A 16,476-nucleotide genomic window follows, 5' to 3' on the forward strand; every position below is an offset into this window, starting at 1 on the left:
CCTCAGAGGGCAGTTGCGGTGGCGGAAGCGAATCGCTGGGTAGTACTCAAGTTCGGCGGCACATCAGTGTCTCGCCGCAATCGTTGGGACACCATCGGACGCCTCGCCGGAAAACGCATGGCCGAGGACGGTGTGCGCGTGCTGGTCGTGGTTTCGGCGCTGTCGGGCGTGACCAACGAACTGCAGGCGATTGCCAATGGCGATGGCATCGACGCGCGCATTGCCGCGCTGGTCGAGCGTCACCGCGCATTCTGCGCCGAACTCGATCTCGATGCCGACGCGGTGCTGGGCGAGCGCCTGGCGCTGCTGCAGGCGCTGGCGACCGACGCCCGCGCCGGCGAGCGCACGCTCGACTGGCAGGCCGAGGTGCTGGCGCAGGGCGAGCTGCTCTCGTCCACGCTTGGCGCCGCCTACCTGCGCACGCAGGGGCACGACTTCGGCTGGTGCGATGCACGCCACTGGCTCGATGCGGTGTCGCTGCCCAATGCCAACGCCTGGTCGCAGCGCCTGTCGGTGAACTGCAGGATCGACGGCGACGGCGCGCCCGGTGAAGCGACGTTCCGCGCGCGCTTCTCGGCGCAGGCAGCGCCGATGCTGATCACCCAGGGATTCATCTCGCGCCATGGCGACGGCGGCACGGCGATCCTCGGTCGTGGTGGCTCCGATACCTCGGCGGCGTACTTCGGCGCATTGCTGCAGGCGCAGCGCGTGGAAATCTGGACCGACGTGCCGGGCATGTTCAGCGCCAACCCGCGCGACGTGCCCGAGGCGCGCCTGCTCACCCGCCTGCACTATGCCGAAGCGCAGGAAATCGCCACCACCGGCGCCAAGGTGCTGCACCCGCGTTCGATCGCGCCGTGCCGCGATGCCGGCGTGCCGATGGCGATACTCGACACCGAGCGCCCGGACCTGCCGGGCACGCGCATCGATGCCACCGCGGCGACCGTGCCGGGCGTGAAGGCGATCAGCCGCCGCAACGGCATCGTGCTGGTGTCGATGGAAAGCATCGGCATGTGGCAGCAGGTCGGCTTCCTCGCTGACGTGTTCGAACGCTTCAAGCGCCATGGCCTGTCGATCGACCTGATCGGCTCGTCGGAAACCAACGTCACCGTCTCGCTCGATCCGAGCGAGAACCTGGTCACCACCAACGTCCTCGAAGCGCTCAGCGCCGACCTCGCCGAGGTGTGCCGGGTCAAGGTGATCGCGCCGTGCGCGGCGATCACCCTGGTCGGTCGCGGCATGCGTTCGCTGCTGCACCGGTTGTCCGACATCTGGGCGACGTTCGGGCGCGAGCGCGTGCACCTGATCTCGCAGTCGTCCAACGACCTCAACCTCACATTCGTCATCGACGAGGCCGATGCCGACGGCCTGCTGCCGCACCTGCACGCCGAGCTGATCCGCTCGCGGGCAATGCCGGTGCGCGATGCCAGCGTGTTCGGCCCGAGCTGGCGCGAGATCGCGCACGGCAAGCCGCAGCGTGCGCCGGCGTGGTGGCGTGGCCGCCGCGAGCAGTTGCTGGCACTGGCCGCGCAGGGCACGCCGCGTTACGTCTACGACCTGGCGACGGTGCGCGAGCGCGCCCGTTCGCTGACCGCCACGGTCGCGGTCGACCGCTGCTTCTATGCGATCAAGGCCAATCCGCACCCGGCGATCCTCAAGGCGATCACCGGCGAAGGTTTCGGCCTGGAGTGCGTGTCGCAGGGTGAGTTCGTGCACGTGTTCGCCGCGCTGCCCGAGTTGTCGCCGGGTCGCGTGCTGTTCACGCCGAGCTTCGCACCGCGACGCGAGTACGAGGCCGCGTTCGCACGCGGGATCATCGTCACCCTCGACAACATCGAGGCGTTGCAGCGCTGGCCGGAGGTGTTCCGCGGCCGCACGATCTGGCTGCGCATCGACCTTGGGCCACGGCGAAGGCCATCACGAGAAGGTCCGCACCGGTGGCGTGGCAGCCAAGTTCGGCCTGCCGATGACGCGCTTCGATGCCTTCATCGAGGAGGCGCGCAAGCTTGGCGTGCGCATAAGCGGCCTGCATGCTCACCTGGGCAGCGGCATCGAGGATCCGCAGCACTGGCGCGGCGTCTATGCGCACCTGGCCGGGCTGGCCGATAGCGTCGGCACCATCGAGACGATCGACATCGGCGGCGGCCTGCCCATCCCGTACACGCCGGAAGCGCCCGATTTCGATCTCGCGCTGTGGCGCAGCGGCCTGGAGGAGATCAAGTCGGCGTACCCGCGCTACGGCCTGGTGATCGAGCCGGGTCGTTACCTGGTCGCCGAGAGCGGCGCGCTGCTGTTGGCGGTCACCCAGGTGATCGAGAAAGACGGCGTACTGCGCATCGGCTGCGATGCCGGAATGAACGCGCTGATGCGCCCTGCCATGTACGAGGCCTACCACGGCATCTTCAACCTGAGCCGCCTCGACGATGGCGAGACCGCGGCGTTCGACGTCGTCGGCCCGGTCTGCGAGAGCAGCGATGTGCTCGGCCGCGGCCGCACGCTGCCGGTCGATACCGTCGAAGACGACGTGATGCTGGTCGCCGACGCCGGTGCTTACGGCATGGCGATGGCCAATACCTACAACCTGCGGGCACTGCCGGCAGAGGACGTAATCGAATGAGTGAGTGGAAATTCAAACGTGACGCCATCCGCGCGTTCCGGTTCGTGCGCTGCGAGTTCGATGCGCAGACCGGCGTGGCGCAGTTGGTGTATGCCTTCGACGATGGTCCGGAGCTGATCGAAACGGTCACGGTTCCCGGCGCGCCGTTCGTGCTCGAAGGCGAGCGCGCGGCGGCGGTCGAACGCGCGCTGCGCCTGCTGCACCTGTTCACCGGCGTGAGCTACTACAAGGCGGCAGTACCCGAACAGATCCTGATCGACAGCTACGACATCGACGCCGACACGGCAGCGCTGCTGGAACTGCTGTACGTCAACGGCCTGGGCGAGTTCGCTTACCGCAACGGCCTGAACCTGCACGGCAGGATCAAGTTCCCGGTGGGCGGAGCTTCTGCTCCCGCCGCACCGGCGCTTGGCCTGCGTCACCACGCCCTCGTCGCCATCGGCGGCGGCAAGGACTCGTTGGTCAGCATCGAGGCGCTGCGCGCGCTGGGCGTGGAGCAGACCGTGACCTGGATCGGCGGTTCGCAGCTGATCCGCGCCTGCGCCGAGCGCACCGGCCTGCCGACGTTCAACATCGGTCGCTCGCTGGCTCCGCAGTTGTTCGACTACAACCGCGAAGGCGCCTGGAACGGCCACATCCCGGTGACGGCGATCAACTCGATGATCATGCTGTTCGCCGCGCTGCTGCTGGGCGTCGACCAGGTGGTGTTCTCCAACGAGCGTTCGGCCAGCTACGGCAGCCTGATCGAAGGCACCGGCGAAGTGAACCACCAGTGGTCCAAGGGCTGGGCGTGCGAGTCGGCGATCGGCGACCACGTGCAGCGGCACATCGCCGCCGACCTGCATTACTACTCGCTGCTGCGACCGCTCAGCGAACTCGCCGTGGCCCGGCAGTTCACCCGCACCGATCGCTACGACGCGCATTTCAGCAGCTGCAACCGCAACTTCCACATCCTCGGCGAACGCCCGGCCAACCGCTGGTGCGGCGTCTGCCCGAAGTGCCATTTCGTCTTCCTGGCGCTGGCGCCGTTCATGCCCAAACCGCGACTGATGGGCATCTTCGGCCGCAACCTGCTCGACGATCCGGCGCAGACGGCCGGCTACGATGCACTGCTCGAGTACCAGGACCACAAGCCGTTCGAATGCGTCGGCGAAGGCCGCGAATCGCGCGCCGCCATGGCCGCACTGACCGTGCGTCCGGAGTGGCGCGAGGACGCCCTGGTCGAGCGCTTCGCCACCGAGATCCGTCCGCAGCTCGATGCGGAAGACCTGCGCATCGAACCGCTGCTGGTGATCGACGACGAGCAGCGCATTCCGCCCGCGTTGTGGGAACGCCTGCGTGCGCATCTCGCAGCTTGAAGGCCGCAGGGTCGCGTTGTGGGGCTGGGGCCGCGAGGGCCGCGCGGCCTACCACGCGATCCGTTCGCGCCTGACACAGCTGCCGCTGACGCTGTTCTGTTCGCGCGATGAGGCCGCCGAGGTCGCTGCGCTGGCAGACCCGGCGCTCACCACCGAAACCGAGGCCAGCACCGAGCGCCTGTCGGCATTCGACGTGGTGGTGAAGTCGCCGGGCATCAGTCCCTACGGCAACGAAGCCAGCGCTGCCGCCGCGCGCGGCACCCGCTTCATCGGCGGCACCGCGCTGTGGTTCGGCGAGCATGCGCGCAGCGACGGCGTGGTCGCCGGCTCCATCTGCGTGACCGGGACCAAGGGCAAGAGCACCACCACCGCGCTGCTGGCGCACCTGCTGCGCTGCGGCGGTCATGTCACCGCGCTCGCCGGGAACATCGGCATGCCGCTGCTGGAGGTGCTCGATCCGAAGCAGTCGCCCGAGTTCTGGGCGATCGAGCTGTCGAGCTACCAGACCGGCGATGTCGCCGCGAGCGGCGCGCACCCGCAGGTCGCGGTGGTGCTGAACGTGTTCCCCGAGCACCTGGACTGGCACGGCTCGCACGAGCGTTACGTCGAGGACAAGCTGCGCCTGCTGACCCATGCCGCGCCTGCGATCGCCGTGCTCAACAGCAACGACGCGCGACTGGTCGCTGCCGGCGTCGCCGCCAGTCGCGATGCCGGCACCGACGTGCGCTGGTTCGGCGATCGCAACGGTTGGCACCTGCGCGAAGACGCGCTGTACCGCGGCGACACCTGGGTGATGGACACGCGCAGCTTGCCGCTGCCCGGGCGCCACAACCGCGGCAACCTCTGCGCCGTGCTGACGGCGATCGAAGCGCTGGGCCTGGATGCGGTGGCACTTGCTCCGCACGCCGCCGATTTCCAGCCGCTGCCACATCGCCTGCAAACGATTGGCACGCGTGACGGCATCACCTACGTCAACGATTCGATCAGCACCACGCCGCACGCCAGCCTGGCCGCGCTCGACTGCTTCGGCGATCGCCGCGTGGCACTGCTGGTGGGCGGGCACGATCGCGGTCTGCCGTGGGAGGAGTTCGCCGAGGCGATGCGCATGCAGGCGCCGGCGGCAGTGATCACGATGGGCCAGAACGGACCGCGCATCCATGCGCTGCTGGCCGCCATCGCCAGCGAGTCCGGCTTCCATCTCAGTGCCGCGGTCGACCTGGCCGATGCGATGGCGCAGGCACGCGCGGTGTTGGGCGAGGAGGGCGTCGTCCTGCTTTCGCCGGGAGCGCCGAGCTTCGGCCCCTATCGCGACTACGTCGCGCGCGGTCGCCATTTCGCCGAGTTGGCCGGCTTCGATCCGGACATGATCAGCGCCATAGCAGGGATAGGCGTTTCCTGAACCTTCATCCCCTTGGCTTCACGCGTCGAGGACAGGCGCGGGGTAGGCTCGCGCGGCAGTCTCCGCTGATGCGGCGACGTCCAACGCAAGGGGAGAGTCCAGATGCAACGCCTGATGCTCGCTGCTGTCCTGTCGCTTTGCTCGCTGCCTGCCATGGCAGCGATGGTCGAGAAGCCGGTTGACTGGACGATCGGCAAGGACACGTTCACCGGTGTCCTCGTCTACGACGGCACCAACGCGATCAAGCGCCCGGGCCTGGTGATGGTGCCGAACTGGAAAGGCATCAATCCGGCCGCGATAGAAAAGGCCAGGCAGATCGCCGGCGACGATTACGTCGTGCTGGTGGCCGACGTCTACGGCAGCAAGATCCGGCCGACGACCGATGAAGAGGCGGGCAAGGTTGCCGGACCGCTGCGGGAGGATCGTGCGACGTTGCGCGCACGGGCCGAGAAGTCGGTCGCAGTGTTGAAGGAGCAGGCCGGAAAGGTCCCGCTCGATGCAACGCGGATCGGTGCGCTCGGCTTCTGCTTCGGCGGCACGACCGCGCTCGAACTGGTGCGCGGCGGCGACGAGCTGGCCGGCGTGGTCAGTCTGCACGGCGCGCTTGCCACGCCGGTGCCGACGAAGGATGACGGTGCGCGCACGCCGGTGCTGGTGCTCAATGGCGCCGACGACCGCAGCGTCACCGACGAGGACATCGCCGCATTCGAGAAGGAGATGGATGCGGCCGGCGCCGACTGGCAGTTCGTCAATTTCAGCGGCGCGGTGCACTGCTTTGCCGAGCCCGAAGCGAACAATCCGCCGGGCTGCGCCTACAACGAGCGCGCCGCCAAGCGCGCCTACGAGATGATGTTCGACTTCTTCCGCGAGCGCTTCGCCGCGAAATGACGCCGCGCGGTCAGTGGTCGCGGCTGACCGCGTACCGCGCCAATCCGCGCAGCGCTGCCGTGTAGTCGTTGTCTTCCAGGCCGTCGAGCGCACGCTCGGCGGCCTGCGCGTATTCGCTGGCGCGGCGGCGGCTGTAGTCGAGGCCGCCGGTGGCGTGGATCGCTGCCAGAACCTGCGGCAGTGCACCGGTATCGCCCTGTTCGATGGCGGCGCGCAGCAACGCCCGCGTCGCCTCGTCGCTGTGGGCGATGGCGTGGATCAGCGGCAGCGTTGCCTTGCCCTCGGCCAGGTCGTCGCCGAGGTTCTTGCCCAGGGTCTGCGCATCGGAGGCGTAGTCGAGCACGTCGTCGGCAATCTGGAAGGCATAGCCCAGGTTGAGGCCGTAGTCGTGCATGGCATCGCAGGTCGCCTCGTCGGCGTCGCAGAGCAGCGCGCCGAGCCGCGTCGCTGCGGCGAACAGCACCGCCGTCTTGCGCTCGATCACGCGCAGGTAGGCGGCTTCGTCGGTGTCGGGGTTGCGCACGTGCAGCAGTTGCAGCACCTCGCCTTCGGCGATGCGATTGGTGGTGTCGGCGAGGATCTGCATGACCGGCATGCGCTCCAGCTCGACCATCAGCTGGAAGCTGCGCGAATACAGGAAGTCGCCGACCAGCACGCTGGCGGCATTGCCCCACACCGCATTGGCGGTGCGACGGCCACGGCGCAGGTCCGACTCGTCGACCACGTCGTCGTGCAGCAGCGTCGCGGTATGGATGAACTCGACCACGGCCGCCAGCTGGTGCGCGTCGGCGCCGATGCCCTCGCCATTGCGACCGCCCAGGGCGCCCGTGGCGAGCAATAGCAGCATCGGCCGCAGGCGCTTCCCGCCCGCGCCAACGATGTATTCGGCGACCTGGTTGATCAGGACCACGTCCGAGGCGAGCCGGCGCCGGATCAGCGCATCGACGGCCGCCATGTCCTCGCGGGCCAGGGCCTGGATGGCGACCAGGTCGGGGACGGCCAGGAGCGTGGGGCTGGATTGCATGGGCGGACCGCGTCAGTTGGGCCTGGGATTATAAGGGGCGGGTCGCAAATTCCGTGGTCACGCGGGCGTGATGGGCGGGCTTGCCGCCCCCGTCGGGCATTGGGCCGATGCGGATATTCAGACGATTCTGATGTCCGACCCCGGTCGGCGTGCCCAAGCTGGGCGCCTTCTGTGATGTGACAGCTGTCGCTTTGACGGCCAGACCGGGAGGGGTTTCGCGATGCAGGATTTCAATTGTGACGTGGCGTTGGGGCTGTCCGTGCCGGGTGCCATGCCGCCAGGTGCGGGAACGGGGGCGCCTGTTGCGTTGCCGGTCTGGCCGGGGCGGCGGTTCGTTGACCTGGTCAGCGACAGCCTGCGCGACGTTGCCGGACGCGATTGCGATGCGCTGTACCAGTTGATGGCCAACGCGATCGTGCAGCACCTGGCGGCAGAAGTGCAGGGCGATGACGCCAGGCGCCTGGCCGAAGAGGCGATGGATCGTGTGCTGAGCCTGGTGTCGAAGGATCTGCAACGCCAGATCGCCGGTGCGAGGCAGGCTGCGGAGCCCAGGCACTTCGTCCGCGGTGCCTGACAGCCTGGGCACGGCAGCAACGCTATTGGGATGGCGGGCCGGATTCTTGCTCCGGCCTGGCAACGATCGCTATTTTCTCGACGCTTGAGGCAGCCATGGAAGAGGTCAGGACGATCACGACAACCGGCCAGGAGAGCCTCGTCGAGGCTCTCGCCATGCCCAAAGGGGTCGAGGCCGACCCCGCTTCGTTCGAGATTCTTCGCTTGTGGGTGGCCAATGGCCGCCTGTCCATGAACCTGCGCCACGATATCGAGGGCGAAGCGGAGGATTTCGGGATCCTGCTGGCCGACCTTTTCAGCCACGCCTGCTGCAAGTACGCCCAGCGCAGTGGTCGGTCCCTTATGGAATGCCGGGAAGGGATGCTGCTGGGATTTCTCCAGCACACCCACGCCCGCATCCGCTGCGGCGGCCTGACCGGGCACTGACGCCCCGGACGCGGCTCCCGGGCGGCGCGGGTATGGCCACCCTCCTGACCCGGCCCCGGCTGGCCACGGCGAGGGCGCTGCTGCGCTCGGGACCCCTCGGGCAGACTGCTATGATGGCCAACGTTCCGGCGGCGCCCGACCCTCGTGGGTGGCGACAGCCGGCGCAACCTATTGATTGAACATTCCATACGAGAGGGCACGCATACCCATGGCACGTGGCATCAACAAGGTGATCCTGGTCGGCAATCTCGGTGACGATCCGGAAACCAAGTACACCCAGGGCGGCATGGCCGTGACGAAGGCCCGCCTGGCCACCACCAGCGTGCGCAAGGACCGTGAGGGCAACACCCAGGAGCGCACCGAATGGCACCGGGTGACCTTCTTCGGAAAGCTTGGCGAGATCGCCGGCGAGTACCTGCGCAAGGGTAGCCAGGTCTACGTCGAAGGCTCGATCCGCTACGACAAGTACACCGGCCAGGACGGTGTCGAGCGTTACTCCACCGACATCATTGCCGACGAGATGCAGATGCTCGGTGGCCGTGGTGAAGGCGGCGGTGGCGGCGGTGGTGCCGGCCGCGGTGAGTTCCGCGGTGGCGGCGATCGCAGCGAGCGTCCGGCCCGCGCGCCGGCGCGGCAGGAATCGGCACCGCGTCGCGAGGCGCCGGCCGCCAAGTCCAACGACTTCGCCGATGATTTCGCCGACGACGATATCCCGTTCTGAGCCGGGCCGGTCTTGACCTAGTACCCTCTGCAGTTCGACATGGAGTTCCTGTAGTGCCCACCTGGCTTGTAACCGGCGGCGCCGGTTTTATTGGCGGAAATTTCGTTCTTGAGGCAGTGAGGCAGGGCATCCGGGTCGTAAACCTGGATGTTCTGACGTATGCCGGCAACCTGGATACCCTCAAGTCCATCCAGGGCGATGCCAATCACGTCTTCGTGCAGGGCGACATCGGCGACGCAGGGCTGGTCGAAAGCCTGCTGAGCGAGCATCGTCCCGATGCCGTCATCAACTTTGCCGCCGAAAGCCACGTTGATCGTTCCATCGACGGCCCCGCGGCATTCGTGCAGACCAATGTCGTGGGCACGCTTGCGTTGCTCGAGAAGGTGCGCGACTACTGGAAGACACTGAGCGGCGCGGCCAGCGATACGTTCCGCTTCCTGCACGTCTCGACCGACGAGGTCTATGGAACGCTGGGCGAGACCGGCAAGTTCACCGAGCAGACACCGTTTGCGCCCAACTCGCCCTACTCGGCGTCGAAGGCCGCGTCAGACCACCTGGTGCGCGCCTTCCACCACACTTACGGCCTGCCGGTCCTGACGACCAACTGCTCGAACAACTACGGTCCTTACCAGTTCCCCGAGAAGCTTATTCCGCTGGTGATCGCCAAGGCGCTCGCCGGCGAGTCGCTGCCGGTCTACGGCGACGGACGCAACGTGCGCGACTGGCTGTTCGTCACGGATCACTGCGCGGCGATCCGCCGCGTGCTGGAAGCCGGTCGCATTGGCGAAACCTACAACGTCGGCGGTGATGCCGAGCGCGAGAACATCGTCGTCGTCAAGACGATCTGCAAGCTGCTCGACGAGCGCAACCCGCTGGCCGATGGCCGCAGCCGCGAGACGCTGATCAAGTTCGTGCCGGATCGCCCGGGCCATGATCGCCGCTATGCGATCGACGCGTCCAAGCTGCATTCCGAACTGGGCTGGTATCCGACGGTGACGTTCGAACAGGGCATGGCGCAAACAGTCGAGTGGTACCTGCAGAACCAGCCATGGGTCAGTCGCGTGCTGGACGGCAGCTATCGCCTCGAACGAATCGGCCAGGCCTGAGGAATCAGACATGAACCGCAAGGGCATCATCCTGGCCGGAGGCTCGGGAACCCGGCTATATCCGATCACCCAGGGCATCAGCAAGCAGCTGCTGCCGGTATACGACAAGCCGATGATCTACTACCCGCTCAGCGTGCTGATGCTGGCGGGTATCCGCGAAGTACTCATCATCAATACCCCGCACGAGCAGGCGTTGTTCCGCAGCCTCCTTGGTGATGGTTCGCAGTGGGGCATGCAGATCGAGTACGCAGTGCAGCCCAGTCCGGACGGGCTGGCGCAGGCTTACCTGATCGGGCGGGATTTCGTGGCGGGCCATCCCAGCTGCCTGGTGCTCGGTGACAATATTTTCCATGGTCCCGGCCTGACGGCGATGCTCAAGCGCGCCCATGAAAGGGAGCGGGGTGCCACCGTGTTCGGATACTGGGTCAGCGATCCGGAACGCTATGGCGTGGCCGAATTTGACCAGTCCGGCAAGGTCATCGGTCTCGTCGAAAAGCCTGCACAACCCAAGTCCAATTACGCCGTGACCGGCATGTATTTCTACGATGGGCGAGCCTGCGATTTCGCATCCGAGCTCAAGCCGTCCGCGCGCAACGAGCTGGAGATCACCGACCTCAATCGCATGTATCTCGAGGACGACTCGCTGCACGTGGAGCTGCTGGGCCGAGGTTATGCATGGCTCGACACCGGTACGCACCAGTCGCTGCTGGAAGCTTCCAATTACATCGGCACGATCGAGGCGCGGCAGGGGTTGCGTGTGTGCTGCCCGGAAGAAATTGCCTGGCACAATGGCTGGATCGACGCCGATCGTCTGAGCGAACTGGCGGCGCCCCTGTCCAAGAATGGCTACGGCCAGTACCTGCTCAGCCTGGCCAAACGTGGTCATGTTCCGTGAAGATCGTTGAAACCGACTTGCCCGGGTGCCTGGTCGTCGAGCCGCGGGTGTTCGAGGACGACCGGGGGTACTTCTTCGAATCGTTCAATGCGGACAAGTTCGCGGAACTGGGCCTCACGCCCAACTTCCTGCAGGGCAACGTCTCCTCGTCCAAGCGTGGCGTGCTCCGCGGTCTCCACTACCAGTGGCCAAACCCGCAGGGCAAGTTTGTTTCGGTGCTCGAGGGCGAGGTTTGGGACGTTGCCGTCGACATCCGCCGCGGCTCGCCCCATTTCGGTCGCTGGACTGCGGTGCTGCTCAGCGCGGCGAACATGCGCCACCTGTGGATCCCGGAGGGATTCGCACATGGTTTCGTTACGCTGAGCGAGCGTTCGGTCTTCACCTACCTGTGCACAGCCACCTACGACGCACAGGCCGACGCCAGCATCCGCTGGAACGACGCGAGTCTGGCGATCGACTGGCCGGTGACCGATGTATCGCTGTCGGCCAAGGATGCACGGGCTCCATTCCTTGATGAGATTGCCGAGGATCGCCTGCCGGTCTACGTGCCATGAAGATGCTCGTGCCTGGCGCGAACGGTCAGGTAGGGCATGCATTACTGCGCAGCCTGGCGACGCTTGGCGAGGTCGCCGCGACGACGCGTAGTGGCCGGTTGGAGGATGGCACTGGCTGCGAGAAGTTTGACCTGGCCGACCTTGACGCAATCGCGTCGCTGCTGGATCGCACGCGCCCCGATGTCGTCGTCAACGCCGCGGCCTACACTGCGGTCGACCGCGCCGAGGACGACATCGAAGCCGCTTTCCGGACCAATGCCGAAGGACCTCGCCGGCTCGCGGTGGAGTGCGCCGCGCGCGGCATCTCACTGGTGCACTACTCGACCGACTACGTCTTCGACGGGCAGGGAAGCCGCCCGTACCGGGAAGACGATGCAACCGCTCCCATCGGTGTCTATGGCCACAGCAAGCTGGCCGGCGAACAGGCGATTGCCGACAGCGGCGCGCGTCACCTGATCCTGCGCACGGCGTGGGTCTATGGCCTGCACGGTGCCAACTTCCTGCGCACGATGCTGCGTGTCGGCGCCGAGCGCGACGAACTGCGCGTGGTCGCCGACCAGCGTGGCACGCCAACGCCGGCCTGGCTGATTGCCGACGCAACCGCCGACATCCTGCGCAATGGCTTCCCGGAATCGGGCATCGTCCACCTCGTCGCCGACGGGGAAACCACGTGGCATGGCTTTGCCGAGGCGATCTTCGACGAGGCCATGTCGGCCGGCCTGATTTCGCGGCGTCCGGTTGTGACGGCCATCACGACTGCAGACTACCCGACGCGCGCCAGCCGCCCGGCCTATTCCGTGCTCGATACCACCCGGCTGCAGCAGCAATTCGGCATCGAACCGCCCTCGTGGCGCCAAGCGCTGCAAACCCTCGCTGCCGCAAGGACATAATTTCCCGGTGGAGCCGTGAACCCGGGATCGGGTAGGCTCCTTTTGCGCGCCTTGGGGACCAGCCGGTCGGGGTGCGCCAACGACCTTGGGGAAGGAAAATGAAGCGAGTTGCATTGCTGGCAGCGCTGGTTGCGCTGATGCCGGTCGCGCCTGTGATGGCCGCCGATGGCGGGATCGACGTTGGCGACTACGTCAAGAAGGACGAGTTCACCGACGTGAAACTCTCGCCCGGTGGCGAGTACTACGCGGCAACCGTGCCGTTGGCTGACCGCACTGCACTGGCGGTCATCGAGCGCGGCACCAACAAGATCACCGGGTCGTTCAAGCTCGGGCGTAACGCGCACGTCGCCGACTTCGACTGGATCAGTCGCGATCGCCTGCTGATCAGCCTCTCCGACCGCTTCGGTGAGCTGGAGCAGCCGCTGATGACCGGCGAGCTGATCGCGATGAACGCCGACGGCAGCAAGACCGAGATGCTCGCCGGCTTCCGGGTCGACGATGGCGGCCTGGGCACGACGATCAAACCCAAGAAGGGCAGCGACAGCATCGGCGCATTCCCGATCGCTGCACCGTACAAGGAAAGTCGAACCGCACTGGTCCAGGTCGTGCCGTTCAGTGCCGATCCGTATCCGGCGATCGAGAGCATCGATGTCTTCAGCGGCCGGCGCGCACGCGTTGCCGTTTCGCCGGTGCGGCGCGCCACCTTCTTCACCGACAACCGTGGCGAGGTCCGCTTCGTCGCCGGGTCCGAGTCCGACAACGTCCGCAAGCTCTACTACCGTTCCGGTGAAGGCGACGGCTGGGCGCTGTTCGGCATGGAGGACAGCAAGGGCCGCTTCGAATATCCGATCGGATTCTCCGCCGACGACAAAGTGGTCTACCTGATCGCCGAACAGCCCAAGGGACCCGACAAGATCGTCGCGCTGGACCTTGCCAGCCGCGAACGCAAGATTGTGCTCGGGGATGACAACGTCGACCCGGAGCAGATCATCTACCGCAACGGCACGCGCATTCCGCTCGGCGCGTTCTTCATGGACGGCAAGCCGCGCACCGCCTTCATCGACGAGACGGTGCCGGAAGCCAAGCTTTACCACAGCCTGGAATCGGCGTTCGCCGGCAGCAGCGTCGAAATCACCTCGCAGACGTCCGATGGCAGCCTGGCGCTGATCCGCGTCTCCAGCGACCTCAATCCGGGTGACTTCTACCTGTTTGACACCGTCAACAAGAAGGCGGCGCATGTGCTGGCGCGCCGGCAGTGGTTCGATCCCGACAAGATGTCGCCGATGCAGGCGGTCAAGCTGGCCGCGCGCGATGGCCTCGAGTTGCAGGGCTACCTGACCACGCCGCGGGGCAGCAGCGGCAAGGGCCTGCCGCTGGTGGTGATGCCGCACGGCGGTCCGTTTGGCATCCAGGATGCGTGGGGCTTCAACGACGAGGCGCAGATGCTGGCCGCCGCCGGCTACGCCGTGCTGCAGGTCAACTACCGTGGTTCCGGCGGATACGGCCTGGCCTTCAGGCAGGCCGGTGCGCAGGAGTGGGGCGGCACGATGCAGGACGATCTGACCGATGCCACGAAGTGGGCGATCGCGCAGGGCGTGGCCAACAAGGATCGCATCTGCCTTTACGGTGCCAGCTACGGCGGCTATGCCGCGCTGATGGGCGTGGCCAAGGAACCGACGCTGTACCGCTGCGCGGCGGGCTACGTGGGCGTGTACGACCTTCCGAAGATGGTGGCCGACGACAAGCGCGTCCTCACCCGCTGGGGCAACTGGTCCATGGATTGGGTAGGCAAGCCGGCGGACCTGGGTGCGGTATCGCCCAACCGCATGGCGGACCGGATCAAGGTGCCGGTGTTCCTGGCCGCCGGTGGCGAGGACACGACCGCCCCGATCGAGCACAGCAAGATGATGGAACAGGCGCTGCGCAAGGCCGGCACGCCTGTCGAGTCACTGTACTTCGACACCGAAGGCCACGGCTTCTATCTGCCCGAGCACAAGAGCGAGTACTACACCCGCCTGCTGGCCTTCCTGTCGCGCAGCCTCGGCGGCGCGGTGGCGGCGACCGGCGCTGGCGACGCCAAGTCGGCGAAGTAATCGCCGTAACGAAAGAGGGGCTGCATGGCAGCCCCTCTTTCTATCTGGAAGTGTCGCAGGCGGACTGTTACTTCACGCCGTGCATCATCCGTCGCAGCATCGGCGAAGCGATCAGTGCGACCACGGCCCAGCCGATACCGATCCACATCATCAGCCAGAACAGGCTTTCGTACTTGCTGCCGGCGACGGCGAAGTCGAGCGTGGTGCCTTCGGGGATGTCGATCGCGGCGAGCTTGCCGAACAGAGCGGCCAGGGTTTCCGAGAATGCGGTGGCGAGGAACCACGTGCCCATCATCAGGCTGACCACGCTCTTGACCGACAACTGCGTCACCGCCGCCAGGCCGACAGGTGCCAGGCACATTTCGCCGATCTCCAGCACCAGGTAGGCCAATACCAGCCACCACACGCTGGCGACTTCGCCCGATGCGCCGGCTTGCTGTGCTGCCATCGCCAGCGGGATGAAGCTCAGTCCCGCGAACAACAGGCCGAAGGCCGACTTCACCGGCTTGGACGGGTCCATGCCGCGGCGGTCGAGCACATCCCACAGGCGACCGAACAGCGGTGCCAGCAGCACCAGGAACAACGCGCCCAGGTAGGTCAGCGAGCCGGCCGTCTGCGGCAGCACCAGGCAGTCGCGCAGCAGGAATACCAGCATCACCAGCACGGCCGATGCGAACAGCACCTTGGGCATGCGCGACTCGGGATGGCGGTCCGACAGCGCCGCCGAGACCATGAACGCCAGCGGCGCCAGCAGCAGCGAAATCGTCGACCACGGCCACGGCGTACCTTCGCGGATCACCAGCGACGGCGCCACGTCCTTGGTCAGCATGCGATCGGTGAAGGTGACCCACGAGCCATAGGTCTGCTCGTACAGGGTGAAGAACACCAGGCACATGAAGATCATCGCCAGCAACGAGATCATCTGCTGCCGTTGCACTTGCGTGCACCGCGCAGTGACGAACCAGGCGAACCAGGCCAGCACCGCCAGCATCACCAGCAGCATCAACAGCAGCGCCAGCGAAACCTCGCCACCGAGGGCGAAGCGGCCGTTGGCCACGGCCCACATCAGCGCCGCGACCGGTACCAGGCCCAGCATCGTGCCCAGGTAGATCGCCCACTCGCGCGGCAGGCCGAACACACGCTCACGCAGGCGTGCAGGGTCCGGCGGTTCGGCGTGGCCGTGCAGGTACTTCTGGCCCCACAGGAACTGCCCCAGGCCCAGCAGCATGCCGATGCCGGCCGCGCCGAAGCCCCAGTTCCAGCCCAGCGTCTGGCCGAGGTAGCCGCACACCAGCGAGGCGAAGAGCGCGCCCAGGTTGATGCCGGCGTAGAACAGCGAGAAGCCCGAATCGCGGCGCGGATCGTTGTCGGGATACAGGCGCCCGACGATCGTGGAGATGTTGGGCTTGAGGAAACCTACACCGAGGATGATCAGCGACAGCGACAGGTAGAACACCCGCAGCGAGCCTTCGTCGCGCACCACCACGCCGTTGGTGATCGTCGCGGCATGGCCTTCCACCGCCATGCCCAGATGGCCGGCGACCAGCAGCAGGCCGCCGAACACCACCGCCTTGCGCATGCCCAGGAAACGGTCGGCCAGCAGGCCACCGACCACGGGCAGGCAGTAGACCAGGCCGCCGTAGGCGCCGAGCACGTCCAGGCCGGAGCGGTCGCCGAATTTGTGGTGCTGCAGCAGGTACAGCAGCAGCAGCGCCTTCATGCCGTAGAAGGAGAAGCGCTCCCACATCTCGGTGAAGAAACAGACGTAGACGCCCTTGGGGTGGCCGAAGAGCTCATCGCGGGCGTCGCGGATGACGACGTCGCCGGGGACGGCCGGGGCAGCGATGGTGGACATGGGCGATCCGTGACTGAAGTCGCCGAATTCTAGGCCCTGGAGGGGGGGCTGCGCGCATCGCCGGCACCGCCCGGGGC

At 66.7% G+C, this 16,476-nt stretch carries 13 protein-coding genes and 1 pseudogene; 12 read left to right on the forward strand and 2 right to left on the reverse strand.

The window, feature by feature from the left end; translation table 11 throughout:
- Positions 1-18 precede the first annotated feature (18 nt).
- The 4 genes and pseudogenes from HIV01_RS00500 (at position 19) to HIV01_RS00515 (ending at position 6,262) form a co-directional block, all read left to right on the forward strand.
- Positions 19-2,617 (forward strand): annotated as a pseudogene (locus tag HIV01_RS00500) (bifunctional aspartate kinase/diaminopimelate decarboxylase).
- Positions 2,614-3,975: a UDP-N-acetyl-alpha-D-muramoyl-L-alanyl-L-glutamate epimerase gene (gene murL / locus HIV01_RS00505; protein ID WP_200604343.1), complete on the forward strand. Its 1,362-nt coding sequence runs from the start codon at positions 2,614-2,616 to the stop codon at positions 3,973-3,975. Before HIV01_RS00500 ends, murL begins: the two are co-directional and overlap by 4 nt.
- Positions 3,956-5,374, forward strand: coding sequence for a UDP-N-acetylmuramoyl-L-alanine--D-glutamate ligase (gene murD, locus HIV01_RS00510; RefSeq protein WP_200604344.1), 1,419 nt, complete (start codon positions 3,956-3,958; stop codon positions 5,372-5,374). The genes murL and murD overlap by 20 nt, the downstream gene beginning before the upstream one ends.
- A 102-nt stretch (positions 5,375-5,476) precedes the next feature.
- Positions 5,477-6,262 carry a dienelactone hydrolase family protein gene (locus HIV01_RS00515; protein WP_200604345.1) on the forward strand — a complete coding sequence of 262 codons (786 nt, stop codon included), beginning with the start codon at positions 5,477-5,479 and terminating at the stop codon, positions 6,260-6,262.
- Positions 6,263-6,272: 10 nt separating this feature from the next.
- Here the strand turns inward: HIV01_RS00515 and HIV01_RS00520 are convergent, their stop codons facing one another.
- On the reverse strand, positions 6,273-7,286 hold the full coding sequence (locus tag HIV01_RS00520; protein ID WP_207527035.1) for a polyprenyl synthetase family protein: 1,014 nt from the start codon (positions 7,284-7,286) through the stop codon (positions 6,273-6,275).
- 220 nt (positions 7,287-7,506) lie between these two features.
- On the opposite strand from HIV01_RS00520, the gene HIV01_RS00525 reads away from it, so the two are divergent.
- The 8 genes from HIV01_RS00525 to HIV01_RS00560 all read left to right on the forward strand — a co-directional run bounded on the left by HIV01_RS00525 (position 7,507) and on the right by HIV01_RS00560 (position 14,544).
- Positions 7,507-7,860, forward strand: a complete 354-nt coding sequence (locus HIV01_RS00525; RefSeq protein ID WP_200604347.1) for a hypothetical protein — start codon at positions 7,507-7,509, stop codon at positions 7,858-7,860.
- Positions 7,861-7,955: 95 nt separating this feature from the next.
- Positions 7,956-8,285 carry a DUF5076 domain-containing protein gene (locus HIV01_RS00530; RefSeq protein WP_245156876.1) on the forward strand — a complete coding sequence of 110 codons (330 nt, stop codon included), beginning with the start codon at positions 7,956-7,958 and terminating at the stop codon, positions 8,283-8,285.
- Positions 8,286-8,493: 208 nt separating this feature from the next.
- Positions 8,494-9,006: a single-stranded DNA-binding protein gene (gene ssb / locus HIV01_RS00535; RefSeq protein ID WP_200604348.1), complete on the forward strand. Its 513-nt coding sequence runs from the start codon at positions 8,494-8,496 to the stop codon at positions 9,004-9,006.
- 53 nt (positions 9,007-9,059) lie between these two features.
- Positions 9,060-10,112 carry a dTDP-glucose 4,6-dehydratase gene (gene rfbB / locus HIV01_RS00540; protein WP_200604349.1) on the forward strand — a complete coding sequence of 351 codons (1,053 nt, stop codon included), beginning with the start codon at positions 9,060-9,062 and terminating at the stop codon, positions 10,110-10,112.
- 10 nt (positions 10,113-10,122) lie between these two features.
- Positions 10,123-11,007 (forward strand): glucose-1-phosphate thymidylyltransferase RfbA, encoded by an 885-nt coding sequence (gene rfbA, locus HIV01_RS00545; RefSeq protein WP_200604350.1) that lies wholly within the window; start codon positions 10,123-10,125, stop codon positions 11,005-11,007.
- A complete protein-coding gene (rfbC, locus tag HIV01_RS00550; RefSeq protein ID WP_200604351.1) occupies positions 11,004-11,561 on the forward strand; it encodes a dTDP-4-dehydrorhamnose 3,5-epimerase in 558 nt (185 codons plus the stop codon). Before rfbA ends, rfbC begins: the two co-directional genes overlap by 4 nt.
- Positions 11,558-12,451, forward strand: a complete 894-nt coding sequence (gene rfbD / locus HIV01_RS00555) for a dTDP-4-dehydrorhamnose reductase (RefSeq protein WP_207527036.1) — start codon at positions 11,558-11,560, stop codon at positions 12,449-12,451. Before rfbC ends, rfbD begins: the two co-directional genes overlap by 4 nt.
- Positions 12,452-12,549: 98 nt before the next feature.
- Positions 12,550-14,544, forward strand: coding sequence for an alpha/beta hydrolase family protein (locus tag HIV01_RS00560; RefSeq protein ID WP_200604353.1), 1,995 nt, complete (start codon positions 12,550-12,552; stop codon positions 14,542-14,544).
- A gap of 67 nt (positions 14,545-14,611) precedes the next feature.
- Here the strand turns inward: HIV01_RS00560 and HIV01_RS00565 are convergent, their stop codons facing one another.
- Entirely contained in the window at positions 14,612-16,399 is a 1,788-nt protein-coding gene (locus tag HIV01_RS00565) for a peptide MFS transporter (RefSeq protein ID WP_200604354.1), read from the reverse strand.
- Between the last annotated feature and the right edge of the window lie 77 nt (positions 16,400-16,476).

It is taken from the genome of Lysobacter arenosi (assembly GCF_016613475.2).
Lineage (GTDB): Bacteria > Pseudomonadota > Gammaproteobacteria > Xanthomonadales > Xanthomonadaceae > Lysobacter_J > Lysobacter_J arenosi.

Bases quoted from the DNA above. Each gene is read 5' to 3' on its own strand.
- HIV01_RS00525 (WP_200604347.1), top strand. From the start codon at position 7,507: ATGCAGGATTTCAATTGTGACGTGGCGTTGGGGCTGTCCGTGCCGGGT.
- HIV01_RS00560 (WP_200604353.1), top strand. From the start codon at position 12,550: ATGAAGCGAGTTGCATTGCTGGCAGCGCTGGTTGCGCTGATGCCGGTC.
- HIV01_RS00565 (WP_200604354.1), bottom strand. From the start codon at position 16,399: ATGTCCACCATCGCTGCCCCGGCCGTCCCCGGCGACGTCGTCATCCGC.
- HIV01_RS00520 (WP_207527035.1), bottom strand. From the start codon at position 7,286: ATGCAATCCAGCCCCACGCTCCTGGCCGTCCCCGACCTGGTCGCCATC.
- rfbA (WP_200604350.1), top strand. From the start codon at position 10,123: ATGAACCGCAAGGGCATCATCCTGGCCGGAGGCTCGGGAACCCGGCTA.
- murL (WP_200604343.1), top strand. From the start codon at position 2,614: ATGAGTGAGTGGAAATTCAAACGTGACGCCATCCGCGCGTTCCGGTTC.
- HIV01_RS00530 (WP_245156876.1), top strand. From the start codon at position 7,956: ATGGAAGAGGTCAGGACGATCACGACAACCGGCCAGGAGAGCCTCGTC.
- ssb (WP_200604348.1), top strand. From the start codon at position 8,494: ATGGCACGTGGCATCAACAAGGTGATCCTGGTCGGCAATCTCGGTGAC.
- HIV01_RS00515 (WP_200604345.1), top strand. From the start codon at position 5,477: ATGCAACGCCTGATGCTCGCTGCTGTCCTGTCGCTTTGCTCGCTGCCT.
- rfbD (WP_207527036.1), top strand. From the start codon at position 11,558: ATGAAGATGCTCGTGCCTGGCGCGAACGGTCAGGTAGGGCATGCATTA.